We start from the raw sequence: 19,927 nt of genomic DNA on the forward strand, positions 1-19,927 counted from the left end.
GCCTCTTCCTGTGTCCCGGGTGCCTCATAAGGGTTACTCATAGTCTGCGCCCTTCATGCTGGTCTGCACGGACTGGAGCCAGTTTAGATGGGCTTGTTTTAAGGCTTCAAACTCGGCCTTCTTTTCACTGGTTAGATTTTTGGACTCCATGGGATCGAGAGCGAGGTTGTAGAGTTCCCAGCTGACCTTACCTTTCTTGCTTTCGATGCGGTGAAGCTTCCAGGGATAGTCGAGCCAGGCGGAATGGCCGGGGTAGGAATTGGCTTTGGTAGAGACTTTGACCGGCTTGCCGGAGCTGCGGAGCTGCTTGGGATCAGTCACTTCCTGGCCCGCTTGCTGGAGCTTGAGTAGTGCCTGCATCTCACGCTCACCCCAGCAGCCAATACCCGCCACGTCATAATGCCAGAATCCCAGCGGGTGGGGCTGCGCCTTTTCCTGACCGAGCACTGTCTTGGCGATGCTGACACCATCCAGTGGGTGCTTTGGCTGATGCTCGATCCCTGCCAACTCAAGCACGGTAGGGAGCATGTCCGAGCCATTGGTCGGCAGCTTGCTGATGCCGGCTTTGACCTTGCCCGGCCACTCGATGATGGAGGGCACGCGCAGGCCACCTTCATAAACCGTGCCTTTGTGCGCACGGCCACCGGTGACGCCCAAGTTCTTCAGACCGCCGTTGTCACTACAGAACCAGACGATGGTCTCCTTCTCGATCCCAAGCTCGCGCAGGGCTGCCCTGAGCTCACCTACGGTGCGGTCCAGCTCAGTGATCTCGCCAAGGAAGTTCGCCTTGTGCTGACCTAGCTTCTCGTAACCCACCTTGTCGCGGTCCAGCGCCTTGTGCGGATCGTGCGGAGAGCCGTACCAGACGGTGGTGAAGAAGGGCTGCTTGGCAGCAGACTGGCGTTTGATGAAGTCGAGCGCCAGGCGCATGGTGATCTCCGAGCTGTCTCCCTTGTATTGGGTAGCCACACCTTTGTTAGAGAGGGTGGGATCGATATCAAAAAAGTTCGGCGCGGAGATCCATTCGTCATAGCCGGCGGCCGTGGGGTTGACCGGGCTGTTCTTGTAGAGGGTGCCGAGATGCCACTTGCCGAAGTGACCGGTGGCGTAGCCGTACTTTTTCAGGATCTGCGGCAAGGTCTCCTCCTTCGGGTGCATGCTGTGGCCGTGACGGTAGCAGGTGGAGCGGTTCGGCGTACGACCTGTCAGGATGCTGGCACGGGATGGGGAGCACACCGGAGCCGAGGCATAGGCCTGCTCCAGCACCAGAGACTCCGCCGCCATCTTGTCCAGATGGGGAGTCTTCAACACCGGATGCTCGCGAAAGGCTACGTCGCCCCAGCCCTGGTCATCGCTCATCACGAGAATGATATTCGGCTTCCCCGCCACGGCAGCTGCCAGGCTAAGCAGGAAGGTCAGGAAACAGGCGGTCAGGGTACGGAGAGTAGTCATAGGGCAATGATGGGAAATACGGGACTCATAGATACTGCACTATGCCCCCGGACATTTCAGCATGACAGCTTATTTAGTCAGCACATCAGCTTTGCCGCTCATATAAGCACGGAAGGTTTGGTGATGCAGAACATCGTACTGGTCTTTGATCTGGCTGTACTCCAAGACATAACTCGTAGATTCACCCACTAGTGGGGTTCCCTTTTCGCTAACGAGCTTCTCCTGATAGGTCACTTTGTAGCAAAAGACTTCCTTGTAGCCATGTAGTTTTAGCCATTTATCGGAGACAAGAACCACCGTCCGGACAGTTGCTTTACGTTTTTCGTCCACCTCCGTCTTATCCAAGATGAGTTCGAAAGGCTCTCCCATCAAAGGGGTCATTTCTCCACGCCCAACAAACTGAACCCGCAGCATTTCATTCGTGCCTACTTTGTCCAAATCCAGCACCACGCCCGTGACCCCGCCAAAGGTAGACGGGAGCCAGGTGCTTTTCTGATCTGCGGATAACGCTCCCCATGCTGGCTTCATGATGGGCGACTTCTGTGCATTCAGGTGCTCCTGGGCATGCAGGGTGAGGCTGGTGAAGAGACAGAGGATCATCAGGGGCAGGCTTTTCATGGCAGGCATCGGAGCTTCTTTATCTCTAGCAGATTCGCGAGTTGACTGTGTAAAAGGAAGGTAAATTTACTCCTTAGGCTTCGCCAGCAGCTCAACGATATCGACTTCTCTGCCATCCGATAATGTGACCATGACCGGCCTCAAGTTCTTGAGTGGATAGCCTTTCTTCACCATTCCCATCTCGATCTGGCTCCAGTAGTCCTCGCAGCGTTCTTGCCACGGTCCGGGATTCACCCGGAATGGGATGAAGGGGCAGTACGAGCTGTACATGGTAACCCTCTTGTGGTCCTGCACGTAAAAAAGCTCCACGCCTCTTTGTTTGTAGGCCAAGCTATTTTCACGCCGGGACACCAATGTGAAGCCTGCCTGCTCGGCCACTTCATGAACCGTGTCCAGACTTGGCGCCGGCTTCTTCGCCACCTCATATTCACGAAGAAAGATCGCGCAAGAGCAGGATGATAAAAGTGCCGCACTCACAACGGCCAACAATAGTGAGATGATCGATAGCTTCATCGTTTCTACGATTCATTCCATATGCTCGATCACATAACAAGCATTCACCTCCTCGGGGATTCTTCTCGGACGGCCGCTGCCGGAGTCCACGAAGACCCAGTCGGTGGAGCCACGGGCGATGACTGTCTCGTCTCCCTTTCTCAAGAACTGGTAACGGCGCTGGGAGGTAGCGCGCTGGGCATCCGACACCCAGGTGCGGGCGATGACCTCATCCCCCTCATAGGCAGGCCTGAGGTACTCAATGTGGTGGGCACGTGCCACCCAGGTACCGCCTGACTCCTCCGCCGCCTTGCTACCGCCCGTGGCATCCGAGTGCATGATAGCGACATCCTGCATCCACTGCACATAGACCACATTGTTGACGTGACCATTGCGGTCAATGGCTTCCTGCGGGACGGTAAAGGTGTGTTCGTAGGGCATAATAAGGTCGCTTACTAGACTCAAGCACTACGCAAGTCTGAGAAGAAGTCAAATGAAGGCGTCCTACTCAAGGAAGGCCGTCCAGTAGCATCGTATCATATACATGCCGCCGAGATAGAAGCTGGTGCCAAGCCATAGAGCCTGCAGCCATAGCTGGTGCTTGGGACGCTCACGTACGCTGCACAGCACGGAAACAAAAAGAGCTAGATAGAGAATCGCTTTTACCACTACATCATTTGTTGGGATGGACGCTGACATTTTAAACCAAGTTAAGGTCGATATGGGCACCAGCCACGAAAGTTCCCATAGGACTGAATCATTGGTGATAGGCTTCCAGAGTACAGCCAGCCCAAAGACAATCACGCATGAGAAGAAGAACCAAAGTTCTGCAATCTGGTGCTCTTGCTCCGTTCCAGCACTTACGGTTTTGTATTCATGGCGCACCCAGAAGAGAAAGTCCTGATGCAGCTGAGGAACCAGCCATAGGGCTAACAAAGCAGCTAGACCAGCAAGTATGAGACGATAATTCTTAGGCATCCTAGTTCTGGAACGTTTATCTCAGGCCATAACTTAGCCTTTTCACCTGCGGTGACTATTCACTGCATTACGATGGCGTACGTGCACCATGAAACATCACACCCACTCAAGCTTACTCGCTTCGTTGGACATGCTTACTGATCGGTTTTGACACGCTTGAAGTACTCGCGGACGTGGAGATCAAATACCTCATTGCCTACATAGCACCAGAAGGTGTCCTTGTCTGGAAAGTAACTGATACCGAATGGTACATCGCCCAGAAAAAGCGACACGCCACTGTCTTCTTCATACTTGATCTCCGTTACCACCTGTAGTGGCGACTCACCGAGGATCTTGTAGGTAAACTTAGTTGTTTGGGCCTCTACTTTGATTTCCTTGCCGTCTTCGGTCTCTAGCGTATACGCAGCGCTATTCATTTCACCGATGCCATCCGCACGAAAGGTGAAGGTACAACGACCAAACAGACCTGACAGCACCCTGTGCTGGGCCGGGGTGATCTTGGCATGCTTCTCGATGTGCTGGAAGGTCAGCTCCTTGTCGGATTTCCAGGTTCCGATGATTTTGGAAGCTTCCTCGGCGCTGAGAAGGCCGCTGAGGAAGAAAAGAAAAAGCAAGGTCAGGCGCGTCATGAAGTCAGGATAAAGGTGAAGGCCTCTGTTCTAGAGATGGCTTCACTCCCGCTCAAGGTTATTCGCTTCGTGGGGGTCCTTGCTGAGGTCGTAGCGTTGTTTCACCTTGTTGGTCTTGCGGTCGATGATCTGGTGCTCGCTGGGCTTGATCACGGACTTGAGGCCGCCCCAGTAGGAGATGGCAGTCTGCTCGCTGGGCTGCGCCGGGTTCTCCAGCTGGGGAACGAGGGAGGCGCCGTCCAAATGCTTGGGCGGGGTAAGTCCGGCGAGCTGGCAGAGGGTGGGGTAGATATCGATGGTTTCCGCGAGGGACTCGGTAGGCTTGCCTGCGGCTTGCATGCCCGGTGCCTTGATGATGAGTGGTGAATGCAGAGCCACGGCGTATGGCGTGTGCTTGCCCCAGATCTGCTGCTCGCCGAGGTGCCAGCCATGGTCACCCCAGAGCACGATGATGGTATTGTCCGCCTGTCCTGACTTCTCTAACAAGTCGAGAATCTGGGCGACTTTGGAATCGGTATAGGAGACGCAGGCTGCGTAGTGCTTGCGAACATCGGTGGCGTATTGTTCATCCTTGTTAGGGTTGCGCCCGTCATGTGAATAACCGTTAAAGAACTCACCACTGCCATTCCAGTAATCGCCCTTCGGGGGCTTCTGGGCAGCCGGGATGGGAGGCAGCTTTTTGTCCTGATAGAGATCGTAGAATTCCTTGGGACAGCCGAAGGGTAGGTGGGGGCGAAGGAATCCTACCATGCAGAGCCAAGGCTTTTCACCTTCAGTGAGTTTCGGGATATTTTTACGGTAGAGATCCATGATCTGGTCATCCGGATAGCTAGCATCCTTGGCCTCAATGGCCGGGGTCTTGCCACGCACGCGCCCTTGGCCATCGGCCAGTCCGTGCATCAGGCCCTGGGGAGTTTTCCACAATCCGGCATCGCGCGGCTGGATGTCCCAGGCACCCGGGATCTCAAGTTTGTCCTCCTCGTTCCAGTCCTGGCCGCAGTGGCCGCCGGGGTAGTGACTGACCTTGCCAATAGCCATGGTGGTGTAGCCGTGATCCCGGAACCACTGTGGCAGGGAAGGGGCGGCGTTTTCCTTTTTGAAATGGTTGACGATCGCGTTGTTAGAAAGCTGGGCTCCGCTCTTCGGGTAGAGGCCGGTCAGCAAGGAGAAGCGGGAGGCACCGCAAGTCGGGGCCTGGACGTAGTGACGCTTGAAAAGGCGCCCTTCGGCGATGAGCTTTTCCATGGCGGGGGCATGGATGTAGTCCTTGCCAAAGGAAGGAAGCTCCGGACGCAGGTCATCCACACAGATGACCAGGACATTCGGCTTCTTCTCCGCCGCGCTGAGCACGGAGGCAAGACTAAGGAGAGCAAGTAGTAGAGTGCGGTACATATTCACGGGTAGTAGATAGGTCTAAAACGCTGAACGTTGCATACATATAGCGACAATTCACTTTTTCTTGGTCGCCTTGGCCTGCGGGTTGAAGTCCAGGCAGAGCTGGAGCCAGTGGTTGAGCTGCTGCTCGCTGCGGATTCCACGCCCCTGGATGAAAAGAAAGCCCGTCATGGGGCGCCCGGTGAAGTCCATGTAATCGGCCGAGGGATCCTCCAGGCACTTCTCATAGACCTCCGGCCCCACGCGGGCCATCAGCTTATCCTCGCCCGTGGCCTTGTCCTGCAGGATGCCGCAGCACATCTTCTCGTCCACCATGATGCACAGCCCGCCCATCATCCGTTTCTCGGTGAAGGGGACTCCCTGCTCTACAAAAAAACAGCGGACACGGTCGGCAAAGAGTTCATCAAAGGCCATGAGGGCAGCATAGCGGATCACGGGCCCTTTGGACACGCCATTCTAAAAGCTGGTGCATTTTACCATCGCACTATTGCATTTGGCTCTCTAACGTAAGCTGGCATAAGCCATGGAAGATCAATTCCCGACACCATTTCAACGCAAGACTCTCTGGAAAGCCCTGACCGGACTAGCGATCACGACGCTAGGAATACTGCTCGTAGGCCTGATCTGGCTGGTGGGTAATGTGCTCTCCTATCTACAGCCTGTACTGATCCCTCTGGCGATCGCCGGCATCGTGGCCTATCTGCTGGATCCGGCTGTTAGCTGGCTGCAGAGGAAGGGTCTGAGCCGCCTGCGCTCCGTGCTGGTGGTGTTCTTCTCCTTCCTGATGGGAATCTTACTCATGGGCTGGATCGTGATCCCACCCATCGTCCAGCAGGTGAGCGACCTGCTCGATGACAAGGAGAGGCTGGGGGACAAGGTCAGCAAGACGCTGCACGACCTCGGTGAAATAGGCTGGATCAAACCCGGTGTGCAATGGGCCCTGGCCGAACACGTGGAAGAAGCCAATGGCAACGGCAAGAATGGCGGAGCCGCTGTGAAGAAGGATGAGCCTTCCCCAAAACAAACACCTGAAGATACGGAATCCGTGGAAGGCAGCGAGGAGTCACTGCTGGATGAAGTGGTTGCACCAGACGTGGCACCGCCGTTCCAGGATACCAATCTCGCCCACTACTTGAGTTCCAATACCGAGCGCATCGCCGGTACCGTGTCCAAGCTGATCACCAGCGGCACTTCGACCATCCTGAGCACGCTGGGTCTGATCCTCGGTCTCGCGATGGTGCCGATCTATCTCTACTATTTCCTGAAAGAATCTTCCTCGATCAAAGCGCACTGGCATGACTACGTGCCGCTGAAAGCCTCTGAATTCAAAAACGAGGTGGTGGACACACTGCAGGAGATCAACGGCTACCTGATTTCCTTCTTCCGCGGCCAGATGCTGGTAGCTTTCATCGATGGCATTCTGGTGGGTATCGCCCTGATGATCTTCGGCCTGCCCTATGCGCTGGTGATCGGCCTGGCGATGGCGATTCTGGGCGTGATTCCTTACATTGGAAATATCATCTGCCTGGTGCCGGCCTGCATGATCGCCTACGTCCACTTCGCTTTCCCTGAGAACCGCGGCATGCTGGAGGGCGTGCTGGGTAGCAATCAATGGGCCTACGTGGCTGCCACAGTGGCGATCTTCGTGATCGTCCAGCAGATCAACTCTCTGGTGACCGCACCGAAGATCGTAGGTGACTCCGTAGGGCTGCACCCGATGACGGTGATCTTCTCCATGCTGTTCTGGTCCCTGCTGCTGGGTGGCTTCCTGGGCGCACTTCTCGCGGTGCCGATGACTGCCTCGGTGAAAGTACTCTTCCGCCGCTACATCTGGGAGCGCAAGATGAGCCCGAGCGCCGTCGACGGGCCGCCCCCGGAAGAGGATCTGGACGAATCCACTGCTACAGCGTAGAGTGCCGGCAGTGATGAATATGCTTTTCCCTGTATCCTTGGCCGCTGCGGCCTGCCTGCTAGCCAGCTGTGACAAAGCTCCACAGAGCTCCACGACCATCGTGCATGGTGAGGACAATGCGGAGCACGCCGAGTTCTCCAGTCTCGAAGGCAAGTACGATACCGGCAAGCTCTACATCCAGTACCACGTGGGCAACACGCAGTCAGGGCACAGCACCTCCGACTGGACGATCCATGCCCCCTTCGAGGTGAAGGTCACCCCGACCAGCCTGGAGCTCAATTTCTCTGGAGCCTACAAGGTGAACGGCTCCGCCACGGACAAGGGCAAGAAGCACTTGATCATCAAGAAATCCTGCATCCACACCGTCCTCTATTCCGAGGAGAGCCCTAGTTCGTAGAGCTCGCCGTCAGGGCCTTGAGTGTTGTCAGGTCAAACTCCGGCTCCTTCGGTCCCTTGCGCTCCGGTGCTTCAGCACCCATGCCGGAGAAGGAATCCTTCATGGTAATGAAGACGAAGGTACCGAGCAGCACGAGTACAAAGCCAGTCTGCACGACTTCCAGCATCTGGGTATTGAGCGGCTTCTTGCGGATCATTTCCGCCAGCGCCATGGTGATGTGACCACCATCGAGTACCGGGAAGGGAAGCATGTTGAAGATCGCCAGGTTGATATTGAAGATCACCCAGAAGTAGAGGATCTGGCGTAGCGGGAAGTCGCCTAACAGGATCTGGTACTTCATCTTGCCAATCCCCACGGGGCCTGAAAGGTGCTCCAGCTTGATGCCGGACTTCGGTGTAGTGAGGCGGTCGATGGTCACGAAGAGCATGCGGCCGCTGTCTGAGATCTGCTTCAGCGGACTAGGATAGACGAGCTGTTGCTCCCTGGCATAGCCCTGCCAGGTGATGCCGATCATCGGCTGCGGGTCCTTGGTAGGATCTACCTGGTAGCCATTGCTGGGAACCAGAGCCATGGTCTTGAGCTCGATTTCCTCGCCGTCACGCAGCACCTTGACAGTCGATGGCTTGTCGCCGTTTTCTTTGATCAGTTTGGAGAAATGGAAAATGCTGAGCACGTCCTCGCCATTCACGGAGAGTAGTTTGTCTCCAGCCTTGAAGCCGCTGAACTCCGCCGGTCCGCCTTTGAAGACACCACCCACGATAGCTTCTCCCTCCGGGGCAATGCCGATGCGGCGCACGCCGTCACGCTTGAGAATGCCGCCTTCGTCCACCTCGAATCCAGAGGTCAGGTAGAGCTCGCCCTCGCCAGGGCGCTCCACGGTGATGTGCAGCTCGTCCCCCTTACTGAAGATGATGGACTCAGTGATTGCATCCAGATTGCCGTAGAAGCCATCCACTGGTGAACCGTTGATCTCAGTGATCTTGTCACCCTCTTTCAGGCCGGCGACTGCTGCCGGGGAATCTTTTTCCACGTAGCCTACCACCTGGTTCTCCTCGAAGTTGGCCGGCTTGCCTGCGAAGTAGACTACCACCGCTGCGAACAGAGCTAACAGAAAGCTGAAGAGCGGGCCGGCAAAGGCCACGATGATCTTGTCGATCGGCTTGATCGGATCCAGCGGTTTGTCGCGCCCGCTGTTTTCGCCCTCGATGGATTCCATCGGTGCCATCTGGGGCAGGGCCACGAAGCCACCCGCCGGGATCCAGCCCAGGCCGTACTGCACACCATTAATCGTCTTCTTCCAGATGGGCTTACCGAACCAGATCTGGAAACGGTCCACTACCAGGCCTCTCCAACGCGCTGCCAGGAAGTGGCCCAGCTCGTGAACAAAGATAATGACGTTGAAACTGAAGATCACGACCAGAATGAGGCCGATCACTTTGAGGGTGTGCAAAAAGGATTCCATGATTGTGTGGCACGAACCTAAGCCGAAATCTTAGGATGACAAGTGGATACAGTTTTTGCCTTTGTGGAACGGGCGTTTAGCAAAAATGAACGGAAAGCGCACAATTCGTTCATCATCATATTGACTGGCAGATATTTTACGCCATGATGTAGATATGGCATACCGCTTGGACAAGGCTGTCGTGAAGGGGTGGATAGATAACACCTCCCCTGGTATGACTCGTGGTGCCTTGGAAATCATGGGATTGGATCGCCCCGTCAAGCTGATCCTGAGAGGTAACTGCTGGAGAGATCTGGCAGGTACTAGGCTGGATTTCACGAACCCATCTCCTGAGCTTCAGGAAGACGTCGTGGAGGCCATGCATACACTCCAGCGCGGAGTGATCGGTGACATGACTGCATCTATCAAGGTACGTATCCCCACCGTGCCTCAGTCTGAATTTGAAAACTACACGTCCAAGAACCAGGACATCCCCAGTGTCTGGCGCAACGCGCTCTACCTGGAATGGTTCAGCCTGGTCAACGGGCGCTGCATCATCGAGACCGCCGACTACCAAGTCAAAGTCTCCAGCCACCAGTGGGAGCTGGATGCCGATGGTGAAAAGAAGCAGCGTGAAGAAAACGCCATGGCCATGGAGCATTTCATGGAGCTCATGCTCACCGCCTCCGAAGCCGAGTCCGAAGTCGCGGATGCGGAAGGCGAGGTGGATGAGTTCGAGTGGGAAAAGCGCCTGCGCGTCAGGGACTCGCTGGAAGAAGCCGCCTGGTTCCTCGGTGAAGGCCCCGCGGAAACCACCATCGAAATCCACGAGGTGGAGGAAATGCCCACCAAGAACCGCCACCAGATCGTGCAGCACGCCTACCTCGTCCAGCACAAGACGATCGAACTGTTAGGCAATGCCATCCTGGATGACGGCCCACGCAGCGAGCTCGCCCTAGCCATCGGCTACATCTGCGATGCGATCGATGAATGCTGGCCCAGCAAGAAGGTCAACCTGGAGAACGGCTACCGCGTAGCCATCCTCAAGCGCACCCTGGAAGCTTGTAACTCCGCCATCGCCGCCACCAACACGCTAGCCATGGAGGATGACAAGTACGAGGAACTGCGCTCGCTGATCTTCCACCTGCGCGACATGATGGTAGACCTCTCCCACGGCCTCCGCGACAGCGAACCCGGCCCAGAGGGACAGGACTAAGGTCTGGATGATCATGCCAAAGGTAAATGAGGCGTACTAAGCTACGTCCTGCTAGGTATGCTCTCAACTTAGCTAAATGTGTAGCTATCATGACTCTCATCCCAGGCCAGACCGTAGAGACCCGCACATGCTCAAGGGAAGCATGCTATCTCATCAGTATCGACCTATGGTCATCATCCCGCAGGGATGAAGGAACAAAGCCCGGGGTAAAGCGAAGCGTACCCCGGGAATAGGCCTCTCTTTTATTACCACCCCGGAGGGGTGGAGGAAGGACCGCCCTCATCTAAACCTCGATTTTTTCTCCTGCTTGGTCTAACAGTAAACAATGTCTTCCACCCATGCTTGCATCTATCTCCATGTCGTCTTTGGGACCAAGGACAGAATACCATGGATCAGCGCGGAACATCTTACCCGCTTGCATTCCTATATTGGAGGCTGCCTTTCAGCCGCCGGATCAAAAGCCTTGGCCGTGGGGGGAATCTCTGACCATGTCCACATTCTCCTGCGGATCGACACGACTCAGGATGTTGCCGGCCTTATGCGGAGTGTGAAAAGAGAAAGCTCACGCTGGATGAAGGAGCAAACCGCAGACGGGCTTTTTGCCTGGCAACCTGGATATGCGGTGTTTTCGGTAAGTCCCAGCGGGGTAGAGGAGGTGAGAAGGTATATTCTTAAGCAGGAAGAGCATCACAAGATTCGTAGCTTTGAGGATGAATTCCAGATCATGCTGCAGAAAGCAGGTTTGGAGGCGGAGCGAACTCAGTGAACAATCCACGCTTCCTCCACCCCTCCGGGGTGGTTTTCTTTTCTAATCCCTGACCCGGGGTACGCTGCGCTTTACCCCGGGCTGTGTTCCTCCATCCCTGCGGGATGGTTGCTCAGCAGTAGCCATACGTCAGACGAAACAAATTCGTTCACTCGTAACCATTGTGATCATTACAAACTCATCCTCAATGACCTCCCGAAATAGTAACCTGACTCTCATCTCTGGGCGGTTCGCCTGACTTTTCTAAACTCGATCCTTCCACCCACTCAGGTGATAGACGATATCCACTCAGCCACCACCAGCAAACCCTCAGCGACTTGCAGCATGGCAAAGTTCAGTAGCTATCAGAAAATTTATAGCGTTGCATTTCGGGGGAAGTGGGGTACTCGTTTGCCTATGGAAAAACGCACTGTAGTCATCGCTATGCTTGGCGCCGTGTCCCTCGGTGTCACCTCTTGCAATACCTTCGTCGGCGTAGGCCGCGACTTCAAGAGGCTGGGTGAGGGTGTAGAAAACACAGCTTACGGGAAAACCTGGGACGGCCAGCCACGCCGCGCCCGCCAGCCTCAGTACACTCCACCGAGCAACCAGGTCGCCCCCCAGTAATCCCGCCTATCCATCCAACAGCATTTCTCGAGAATCCGGCGTGGGGCAAACTCCGCCGGATTTCTTATTTACCAGAACGCGCCAGCAGTTCATCTTGCGCGCGTCACCAACCAAATTTCCTACCAGATCCATGCGAATTCTCACCGGTCTTCAACCCAGCGGCACTCTCCACATTGGCAACTACTTCGGCGCCATGGAGCCCGCTGTCCAGCTGCAGGACAAAGGCGATGCCTTCTACTTCCTGGCTGACTACCACGCCATGACCTCCATGAGCGATGCCACCACCCTGCGCGAAAACGTGCAGAACCTGGCCATCGACTTCCTGGCCTGCGGACTTGATCCTGAAAAGGCGACCATCTTCCGCCAGAGTGATGTGTCTGCCGTGACCGAGCTGAGCTGGATCCTTTCCACCGTGTGCCCGATGGGCCTGCTGGAGCGCTGCCATTCCTACAAGGACAAGATCGCCAAAGGTCTGGATGCAAACCACGCCCTCTTTGCCTATCCGGTACTGATGGCCGCAGACATCCTGCTCTACGATGCCAACGTTGTGCCCGTGGGCAAAGACCAGAAGCAACACCTCGAGGTGACCCGCGACCTGGCCATCAAGATCAACGACCGCTTCGGTGAGGACACCCTCGTGGTGCCTGAGGCCATGATCAAGGAGAACACCGCGATCGTCCCGGGTATCGACGGCCAGAAGATGAGCAAGAGCTATGGTAATACCATCCCGCTGGTGGGCGGCAAGAAGGCCCTGCGCAAGCTCATCATGAAGATCGTCACGGACTCCACCCCGGTGGAAGATCCCAAGCCGACCGACAACTCCAATGTCATCGCCCTCTACAAGCTCTTCGCCGACGAGGCAGCCGTGCAGCAGATGATCGAGGAACACCAGGCCGGCGGATTCGGCTACGGCCACTTCAAGCAGCAGCTCTTCGATGCCTACTACGACCATTTCGAGCACGTGCGTACCAAGCGCGAGGAGCTCGAGAACAACCTCGACTACGTGAACGAAGTACTCGCCAAGGGCGCCGAAAAGGCGACCGCCGAGGCGACCAAGGTGATCGACCGCGTACGCAAGGCGGTTGGTCTGCGCTAGGCTCAGGAATCAGCTGACACTCTCGACACCTAATTGAAGTTGAACTGGGCTCAAACGTTTGTTAGTACTTCTCTGTTATGAACGAAGAAAATGCTAACGACGTACCATCCACACCATCAGAGGATCCAACCGTGACAACACCAACTGATATGGCGGGTGACGCCGCGCTCGCTAGCATGGGAGAGCGTATCGGAGGTTATGTAATAGACTGGGCTATAATTATCGTGGTTGCGCTATTAATCCCGATTCTTGGCTCACTCGTTGCCATTGCCTATGCTTTAACGAAAGATTGTCTCCCATTCCTTAATGGACAAAGCCTTGGCAAGAAAGCTCTCAAGATCAAAGCCGTTACAGAAGACGGCCAGAGTCTCTCAGGCAACTGGGGAGCTGGCATCGTACGTAACGTCGTGTTCTTTATTCCGTTTTTCCCAATCGTCGAACTCTTTGTCCTCAATTCAAACAAGGACAAAGGCATGCAGCGTCTCGGCGACCAGTGGGCGAAGACCAAGGTGGTCAAGGCCGGCTAGTAGTCCGACCAGTCGATCACGACCTTACCATCGCGGCGTGATTCCTGCGCCCGCACCAAAGCTTCTTTTAATTGATCAGGCCGGAAGGTCTGGTCAATTTTTTGTGTAAGCTTGCCGGCTGCCACCCACTCTCCGAGCTGGGCATAGGTCTCCTCGATCTTCTTGCGCTTTTCCTCCGCGATCCACTTGGTGATCCACAGACCCTCCAGGCGGATGCGTTTGAAAATGAGAAACTTGTTAGGCACCTTGAGGCTGCGCATGCTCATGGCGCCGTAGGTCACGTGCACGCCTTGGTCTGCCAGCGCATCCATCAGGCGCAGGGCGCTATCGCCCCCCACGGCATTGCTCGCTAGCTTGGGCAGCTTGTCCCCGCAGATCTCCCGGACCTTGTCGACCAGCTCGTTGTCATCCAGCAGGACATGGTCTGCCCCGAGTTCTAACAGGTCCTTTTCCAGTCCTTCACGGCGCACCACGTTGATGGTTTTCAGGCCAAGCAGCTTGGCGATCTGGATGAAGCACTGGCCCACGCCGGAGTTCGCCGCGTTCTGGATCACCCAGTCACCTTCCTTCAGCTTGGTGTAGCCGGTGAGAATCCTCCAGGCAGTGATCGGGTTCACCTTTAGCATGGAAGCCTGTAGGAAATCGATCTTGGCGTCGATCACCAGCGCCTTGCTGGCCTCACAGACCACATGGCTCTTCCAGGTGCCTACGCGCTCCAGAAAGATCACGTGAGCCCCCTCAGGATAACCCTCCGCCTTGCTCTCGAGAATACGTCCCGTTCCTTCGATACCCGGGGTATCCGGCAGTTCGGGACGGATCCCGTAGTTGCCCTGGATGAAGTTGATGTCCGCCGGGTTGATCGGGGTGGCCAGCATGCGGACGAGGATCTGCCCGTCCTGGAGTTCCGGGTGAGGGGAGACCTCCAAGGCCGAGACTTCCTCGGCCTTGCCAAATTCGCGAAAGATGACTGCTTGTGACATAGTTAAAAATGGCTTTATGGGAAGAGGCCGCGCTGTTTCTTTACGTCCGCCACTTCCTTGATTCCGAGTGCCAAGGCGGCAACCCTGTTAGAAACGCCTTGCTTGTCTGCAAACCACTGCACGCGGTCAAAGGCTTTGGCAAGCATGGTCTCCAGCTTGGTCAGCACTTCCTGCTCGCTCCACTGGAAGCGCTGCAGGTTCTGCACCCATTCGAAGTAGGATACCGTAACACCGCCCGCATTGCAAAGAATGTCCGGCACCAGGAAGATATCTCCACGTTCCTCGATGATGGCATCCGCCTGGGTCGTGGTCGGGCCGTTGGCAGCCTCGGCTAACACGCGGCATTGTAGTTTGGGTGCATTCTCCTCAGTGATCACTCGCTCCAGCGCGGCTGGCACGAGCACATCACACTTCTGCACCAGCATCTCATCTGGATCGATGCTGTCCGCACCGGCAAAGTCTTTCACCCCACCATTGGCAGCGACGTGGTCAAAGACGTCCTCCACCTTGATGCCGTTCTCATTGAAGATCGCCCCGGTGATGTCCGAGATACCGATCACCTTTACGCCGAAGCGGGAGAGGGTGAGTGCGGCGTAGGAACCTACGTTACCGAAGCCCTGCACGATCGCCGTCGCGTTCTCATGCTTGATCTTGCACTTGGTCAGCGCGCGTGTGGCCAGGAAGGCCACGCCATGGCCAGTCGCCACGGTACGTCCCTGGGAACCCTGCAGGTTCACCGGCTTACCCGTCACGATACCAGGCACCAGATGACCGGCATGGGTGGAGTACACATCCGTCATCCAGGCCATGGTCTGCTCATTGGTGCCCATGTCAGGCGCCATCACATCCGTTTCCGGACCAATGAAGGGGAGCATTTCCGAAGTGTAGCGGCGGGTTACATTCTCCAGCTCACGTTGGCTCATGCTGCGCGGGTCACAGGTCACACCACCCTTGCCTCCACCAAAGGGAAGCTCCATCAGCGCACACTTCCAGTTCATCCACATGGACAGGGCCGCCACTTCGCCTAACTCCACATTCGGATGGAAGCGCAGTCCGCCTTTTACCGGACCGCGGGACAGGTGGTGCTGGACGCGATAGCCAAAGAAGACCTCGGTATCTCCATTGTCGCGCTTGATCGGGATCGTCACCGTGATCAGGCGCTTCGGCCATTTGCAACGCTCCCTCACATCTTCTGTTAGATTGAGGTGGTCCGCGGTGCGGTCAAACTGACGTGCTGCCATCCCGAACACTGGATGGGCCATGAGCTGTTCTTTCATATGCCCTCAGTCAAACATAAGTAGAGCACTCATAGAAAGCGAAATCAGCCGCCATTGAGCGAGGAAATGCATGCCCATGATAAGCACGAGGTGGCCCACTCAGAACTCACTCACCCAGAAACAAAAAAGCACCACCTGCACAGGCAAAGCCATGGCAAGGTGGTGCAGAAATTAATTGAGCAGGAGGACTTAAACCTGGCTGAGGGAATCAAGGATCTCGTAGAGAGCTTCTACTTCCGCTTTCCAGTCTTCGTAGCCTTCGCCTTCTTCCCAGGACTGGCAAAGCTCAGAGTCTTTACCCATGACACGTTTCACAGACTTGAGCGTCATGGCTGGGAGGTCGCTGATGTCATCACAGTCGTTCTCATCCACCCAGTCCAGCAGTTCGTCAGGCAGGCCGGCACGAGGCTCATCCAGCACGGCAACAATGGTCTCAGCAGCGGCCAGCACAGCAGCGCACTCTTCCATGTCCAGATCACCACCGCTGGTGGTAATGGAGTCTATCAAGAAGTTACGTGGATCATCTGAATCTACGAGTTCAGAAATCCAATCGAGTGCTGTGTCGTCTTCGAACGTTTTTGGTCCCCAGGATGCCATTGTTTTAGTCGTGTTTTGTGTGTGTCTGACTCCCGATTTAGAGGATGCTTTTCAGGTGGTCAACCTCTAGACACGATATTTTTTGCTTATTTTGTCTGCAGCGATTTTGGGCTTGTCATCCGGGCCGTTTTGAAGTCTTGCCGAGCGCCGGGAATCTACCCAAGATGCTGGTATGGAAGGGGGAGACATCTACCAGGCTCCGCAATGCTCATCAGCCACCATCGAGGACATGAGCGATGCGGAACTGCGCCGCTACCACTCCAAAGACGAGCTCTGTATCCTGGCCGTGGGCTGGTTCTATCTCTATCTGGGCTCGGTGCTTTGCAGCCTGACTGGACTCTCCATGTGGCTCTATTGGCTCAGCCCTTGCCTGCTCTTCATGGTGTCCACCTTCGTCTCCGTACTCGGCGGGATTCTCTTCATCATCATCGGCTTCGGCCTGCGTAACTTTGATGCCTGGGCCCGTCCACCCGCCTATGTGGCGTCCGTCGTCGCCATGTGCCTGTTCCCGATGGGTACGCTCGCCGGCGGCGCCTGCCTGGTACTGCTGATCCGCCACGCCTCCGAGGAAATGTTTACCGAGAAATACCGCGTCGCCGTCATGACCCAGGAATACGGCGCCCGCAAGTACGGCTGGCTAGGAGCCAGCCTAGGCATCCTCACCGGACTCAGCATCTGGCTGGTCTTCTTCCTGCTGCACTACTTCTACGGTTACTCGCTCAGGTAGCCTACTTGCCACAACGCCTCTAGCCCACCGTGAGCACATGCGCCATGGCGAGTAATGAGAGAACCCCCATCAGGTAAAACAAACGCACCCTCAGCATCCAGTTTATCGTATTCTGCATTCCCGCAGCCTGCCATCCCTCCGTGAAGCCATGATGAACCATGGGTGAAATGTTGGAGAAATCAGGCAGATGTTCCCCCAGCATCATCCTGGAATGGGTGGGGAACAGAGTACGGTGCAACGAACACTGGCAGGTGCTAGTCTAGGAATCATCCTGCCGGGATGAAGCAAAAGAGCACTAATCAATTCGCACTAGCAAGCACTGGCATGGAAATCATCCCGGAGGGATGAAGGAGCAGAGCGCGGGGTCAGCGAACGAAGTGAGTGCCAACCCCGGGAACCCGTCTCCCCACTATACCACCCCGGAGGGGTGGGGGAACTATCACTGGCTAGGAGATGTTTGATGAGGTGACACCCGCCTTACGCAAGATGCTTTGAAACTCTTCTTCGAAACTACGGTTCCTGTGATGTTCTTCCTGATTCAGAATGTAGTTCCTGACATCTTCCACCGTATTTGGGCTAACTGAAAATGCCCCATAACCTTCCTGCCATGAAAACAGTCCGTCCTGCTTGTTTTCTTTCATCCAGCAGGAGCTTTCTCGTTTCACACTGCGCATCAGGCTTGAAATATTTTGGGTAGGGTCACTGCGTACCAGTAAATGCACATGGTCCGAAACACCACCGACTGCTATGGGTATGGAGTCTAAAGCATTCAGGCAGCCCCCAATATAGGCATGTAATCGTTCGATAAGATCACGCTCAATCCAAGGCAAACGGTCTTTGGTGCTGAATATGATGTGATAGTAAAGACAGGCATAGGTAGAGGGCATGATTCTTTGTTAGACAATTTAAAGATGAATATCGAGCTTCATCTTGCACCATGAGTTCCTCCACCCCTCCGGGGTGGTTTTGTTAGGAGGATCTGGTTCCCGGGGTTGGCGCTCACTTCGTTCGCTGACCCCGCGCTCTGCTCCTTCATCCCTCCGGGATGACTCTATGGCTCACAGCTGATAGAAAAGGTCGGGCCGTGTTCTTCTGCTTGCCATCCTGCCTGCAATGCTTGGCGGATGGCTTGGGCAATTTCTTTGGGACCAATGGCAAGGCCTTCTTCCTGCATCCAGTTATCGGCTCTGAAGCCCTTGAATTCTATGGATAGCGTGCTCGCAGGATCTACATACAGTTCGGCAGCAGCGGTCAAGGACGAGGCACACAGGGCCTGGTCGTAGCTGGGTTTCTTACGGATCGTCCAGCGATAGGCGATGCCGTCTACGACGATCTTTCGGGATCCTTTTTGCGGCAGTGCCATGTATCTAACAAACTCGGTTTATCTTGGGATTGAAACAAAAAATGCGCGCCACGGGGAACGTAGCGCGCATGGAAATTTTTATTTCTGTTAGTCTATGTTAGACGAGCATGAGCGCTGGCTTCTCGAGCAGCTTCTTGACCTCGTTGAGGAAGGTGGCTGCTACGGCGCCGTCGACCACGCGGTGATCACAGCTGAGGCCGATGTTCATGCGGAGACCGGACTTGATCTCGCCGTTGATAGAGACTGGCTTCTCGATGATGCCACCTACGCTGAGGATGGCAGCTTGTGGTGGGTTGACGATCGCATCGAAGCTTTCGATACCCCAGGCACCGAGGTTGGAGATGGTGATAGTACCACCGTCGAACTCGTTTGGCTTGAGCTTCTTGTCGCGAGCGCGCACGGCCATGTCCTTGATCTCCTGGGAAATCTGCAGGAGGGACTTGGTCTGGGCTGCCTTGACGACTGGAGTCACAAGACCGTCTTCCACAGCGATGGCCACGGAAACACCCACGTTGGCGAACTGAACGATGCTGTCACCGGTGTAGGAAGCGTTCACTTCCGGCACGGCCACACAGGCATTGATCATGGCCTTCACGATGAAGTCGTTCACGGTGTACTTGTTGCCGTGAGTCTGTTCGGCCTGGGCGTTGACCTGCTTGCGCAGGGACATGAGAGGAGCCGCGTCGACTTCCACGTGGAGGTAGAAGTGTGGGATGGTCTGCTTGGATGTCAGCAGGCGGTCGGCAATGATCTTGCGCATGCTGGAGAGCGGGATGACCTTGTCTTCCTCGTTCACGGTAGGCTGGATGGCCTGTGGAGCAGGAGCGGCGGCCGGGGCGCTGGCTGCTGCCGGCTTAGCGGCCGGGGCAGGGGAGGCCTGGGCATTCTCTACGTCTGCCTTGACGATGCGTCCGCCTGGGCCACTACCAGCGATGCTGGTAAGATCCACACCCTTGGAGGCTGCGATCTTGCGGGCAAGCGGGGAAACTTTAAGGCGCTCGCCGTCAGCGGTGGTGGCTGGGGCGGCGGCAGCTGGAGCAGCTGAGGCGGCGGCTGGAGCGCTGGCTGCTTCTTCCTTGGCAGGAGCGGCAGCAGGAGCTGCGGAAGCGGCTGGGGCGGCATCCACGTCTTCACCTTCTTCAGCGAGGATAGCAAGCACTTCACCTACCGGTGCTTTGGTGCCTTCCTGGACCTTGATCTCAACAATCGTACCTTCATCGAAAGCTTCCATTTCCATGGTGGCTTTATCGGTTTCGATATCGGCGATGATATCACCAATCTCCACAGTGTCTCCGGCTTGTTTATGCCACTTGACGACAGTTCCCTCCGTCATGGTGTCGGAGAGCTTCGGCATTTCGATATTAATAGGCATGATGGTTAATTCAGTAAGTGGTTGTAGGGCTGAAAATCTTCACCACGTTGTCTTAAAAAGCCAGCGGGTGGGCAAGACGAATATCC

At 55.8% G+C, this 19,927-nt stretch carries 23 protein-coding genes; 8 read left to right on the forward strand and 15 right to left on the reverse strand.

Going from position 1 to position 19,927, the window contains the following annotated elements; genetic code table 11:
* Positions 1–33 precede the first annotated feature (33 nt).
* From BUB27_RS00950 to BUB27_RS00985, 8 genes are all read right to left on the reverse strand, one after another.
* Positions 34–1,452 (reverse strand): sulfatase-like hydrolase/transferase, encoded by a 1,419-nt coding sequence (locus BUB27_RS00950; RefSeq protein ID WP_143157663.1) that lies wholly within the window; start codon positions 1,450–1,452, stop codon positions 34–36.
* Positions 1,453–1,521: 69 nt separating this feature from the next.
* Positions 1,522–2,070, reverse strand: a complete 549-nt coding sequence (locus tag BUB27_RS00955; protein WP_143157664.1) for a hypothetical protein — start codon at positions 2,068–2,070, stop codon at positions 1,522–1,524.
* 66 nt (positions 2,071–2,136) lie between these two features.
* Positions 2,137–2,583: a hypothetical protein gene (locus BUB27_RS00960; protein ID WP_143157665.1), complete on the reverse strand. Its 447-nt coding sequence runs from the start codon at positions 2,581–2,583 to the stop codon at positions 2,137–2,139.
* 12 nt (positions 2,584–2,595) lie between these two features.
* A complete protein-coding gene (locus BUB27_RS00965) occupies positions 2,596–3,003 on the reverse strand; it encodes an acyl-CoA thioesterase (RefSeq protein WP_143157666.1) in 408 nt (135 codons plus the stop codon).
* Positions 3,004–3,066: 63 nt separating this feature from the next.
* Complete coding sequence (locus BUB27_RS00970; RefSeq protein ID WP_143157667.1) at positions 3,067–3,540, reverse strand: hypothetical protein; 474 nt, start codon at positions 3,538–3,540, stop codon at positions 3,067–3,069.
* A gap of 134 nt (positions 3,541–3,674) precedes the next feature.
* Positions 3,675–4,169: a hypothetical protein gene (locus BUB27_RS00975; protein WP_143157668.1), complete on the reverse strand. Its 495-nt coding sequence runs from the start codon at positions 4,167–4,169 to the stop codon at positions 3,675–3,677.
* A gap of 42 nt (positions 4,170–4,211) precedes the next feature.
* The gene (locus BUB27_RS00980; protein ID WP_143157669.1) at positions 4,212–5,561 is read right to left on the reverse strand and encodes a sulfatase; all 1,350 of its coding nucleotides are present in this window, start codon (positions 5,559–5,561) and stop codon (positions 4,212–4,214) included.
* Between the two features lie 57 nt (positions 5,562–5,618).
* Positions 5,619–6,014: a TfoX/Sxy family protein gene (locus BUB27_RS00985; RefSeq protein WP_200797038.1), complete on the reverse strand. Its 396-nt coding sequence runs from the start codon at positions 6,012–6,014 to the stop codon at positions 5,619–5,621.
* 73 nt (positions 6,015–6,087) lie between these two features.
* On the opposite strand from BUB27_RS00985, the gene BUB27_RS00990 reads away from it, so the two are divergent.
* Both BUB27_RS00990 and BUB27_RS00995 read left to right on the forward strand, forming a co-directional pair.
* Positions 6,088–7,476 carry an AI-2E family transporter gene (locus BUB27_RS00990; RefSeq protein ID WP_143157670.1) on the forward strand — a complete coding sequence of 463 codons (1,389 nt, stop codon included), beginning with the start codon at positions 6,088–6,090 and terminating at the stop codon, positions 7,474–7,476.
* Positions 7,477–7,489: 13 nt separating this feature from the next.
* On the forward strand, positions 7,490–7,873 hold the full coding sequence (locus BUB27_RS00995; RefSeq protein ID WP_143157671.1) for a hypothetical protein: 384 nt from the start codon (positions 7,490–7,492) through the stop codon (positions 7,871–7,873).
* On the opposite strand, the gene rseP is transcribed toward BUB27_RS00995, so the two are convergent.
* A complete protein-coding gene (rseP, locus tag BUB27_RS01000) occupies positions 7,863–9,335 on the reverse strand; it encodes an RIP metalloprotease RseP (RefSeq protein WP_143157672.1) in 1,473 nt (490 codons plus the stop codon). The genes BUB27_RS00995 and rseP overlap by 11 nt on opposite strands.
* A gap of 154 nt (positions 9,336–9,489) precedes the next feature.
* Between rseP and BUB27_RS01005 the strand changes: the two genes are divergently transcribed.
* The 5 genes from BUB27_RS01005 to BUB27_RS01025 all read left to right on the forward strand — a co-directional run bounded on the left by BUB27_RS01005 (position 9,490) and on the right by BUB27_RS01025 (position 13,525).
* Positions 9,490–10,530, forward strand: a complete 1,041-nt coding sequence (locus tag BUB27_RS01005) for a hypothetical protein (protein WP_143157673.1) — start codon at positions 9,490–9,492, stop codon at positions 10,528–10,530.
* A 325-nt stretch (positions 10,531–10,855) separates the two neighbouring features.
* Positions 10,856–11,296, forward strand: a complete 441-nt coding sequence (gene tnpA, locus BUB27_RS01010) for an IS200/IS605 family transposase (protein ID WP_143157674.1) — start codon at positions 10,856–10,858, stop codon at positions 11,294–11,296.
* Between the two features lie 396 nt (positions 11,297–11,692).
* Positions 11,693–11,902: a hypothetical protein gene (locus tag BUB27_RS19005; RefSeq protein ID WP_200797039.1), complete on the forward strand. Its 210-nt coding sequence runs from the start codon at positions 11,693–11,695 to the stop codon at positions 11,900–11,902.
* A 130-nt stretch (positions 11,903–12,032) separates the two neighbouring features.
* Entirely contained in the window at positions 12,033–12,998 is a 966-nt protein-coding gene (gene trpS / locus BUB27_RS01020) for a tryptophan--tRNA ligase (protein WP_143157675.1), read from the forward strand.
* 77 nt (positions 12,999–13,075) lie between these two features.
* On the forward strand, positions 13,076–13,525 hold the full coding sequence (locus BUB27_RS01025; RefSeq protein WP_143157676.1) for an RDD family protein: 450 nt from the start codon (positions 13,076–13,078) through the stop codon (positions 13,523–13,525).
* Here the strand turns inward: BUB27_RS01025 and BUB27_RS01030 are convergent.
* From BUB27_RS01030 to BUB27_RS01040, 3 genes are all read right to left on the reverse strand, one after another.
* On the reverse strand, positions 13,522–14,505 hold the full coding sequence (locus tag BUB27_RS01030) for an MDR family NADPH-dependent oxidoreductase (RefSeq protein WP_143157677.1): 984 nt from the start codon (positions 14,503–14,505) through the stop codon (positions 13,522–13,524). The two genes, BUB27_RS01025 and BUB27_RS01030, sit on opposite strands and share 4 nt — an antisense overlap.
* Positions 14,506–14,519: 14 nt before the next feature.
* On the reverse strand, positions 14,520–15,782 hold the full coding sequence (locus tag BUB27_RS01035; RefSeq protein ID WP_234991650.1) for a Glu/Leu/Phe/Val family dehydrogenase: 1,263 nt from the start codon (positions 15,780–15,782) through the stop codon (positions 14,520–14,522).
* A 189-nt stretch (positions 15,783–15,971) separates the two neighbouring features.
* Positions 15,972–16,379 carry a DUF4259 domain-containing protein gene (locus tag BUB27_RS01040; RefSeq protein WP_143157678.1) on the reverse strand — a complete coding sequence of 136 codons (408 nt, stop codon included), beginning with the start codon at positions 16,377–16,379 and terminating at the stop codon, positions 15,972–15,974.
* Positions 16,380–16,551: 172 nt separating this feature from the next.
* On the opposite strand from BUB27_RS01040, the gene BUB27_RS01045 reads away from it, so the two are divergent.
* Positions 16,552–17,106, forward strand: a complete 555-nt coding sequence (locus tag BUB27_RS01045) for a hypothetical protein (RefSeq protein ID WP_143157679.1) — start codon at positions 16,552–16,554, stop codon at positions 17,104–17,106.
* Between the two features lie 446 nt (positions 17,107–17,552).
* Here the strand turns inward: BUB27_RS01045 and tnpA (BUB27_RS01050) are convergent, their stop codons facing one another.
* The 3 genes from tnpA (BUB27_RS01050) to BUB27_RS01060 all read right to left on the reverse strand — a co-directional run bounded on the left by tnpA (BUB27_RS01050) (position 17,553) and on the right by BUB27_RS01060 (position 19,841).
* Entirely contained in the window at positions 17,553–17,993 is a 441-nt protein-coding gene (gene tnpA / locus BUB27_RS01050) for an IS200/IS605 family transposase (protein ID WP_143157680.1), read from the reverse strand.
* A 164-nt stretch (positions 17,994–18,157) separates the two neighbouring features.
* The gene (locus BUB27_RS01055) at positions 18,158–18,469 is read right to left on the reverse strand and encodes a hypothetical protein (protein WP_143157681.1); all 312 of its coding nucleotides are present in this window, start codon (positions 18,467–18,469) and stop codon (positions 18,158–18,160) included.
* Positions 18,470–18,566: 97 nt separating this feature from the next.
* Complete coding sequence (locus tag BUB27_RS01060) at positions 18,567–19,841, reverse strand: pyruvate dehydrogenase complex dihydrolipoamide acetyltransferase (protein ID WP_143157682.1); 1,275 nt, start codon at positions 19,839–19,841, stop codon at positions 18,567–18,569.
* Positions 19,842–19,927 lie beyond the last annotated feature (86 nt).

Source organism: Rubritalea squalenifaciens DSM 18772 (assembly GCF_900141815.1).
GTDB classification, from domain to species: domain Bacteria; phylum Verrucomicrobiota; class Verrucomicrobiia; order Verrucomicrobiales; family Akkermansiaceae; genus Rubritalea; species Rubritalea squalenifaciens.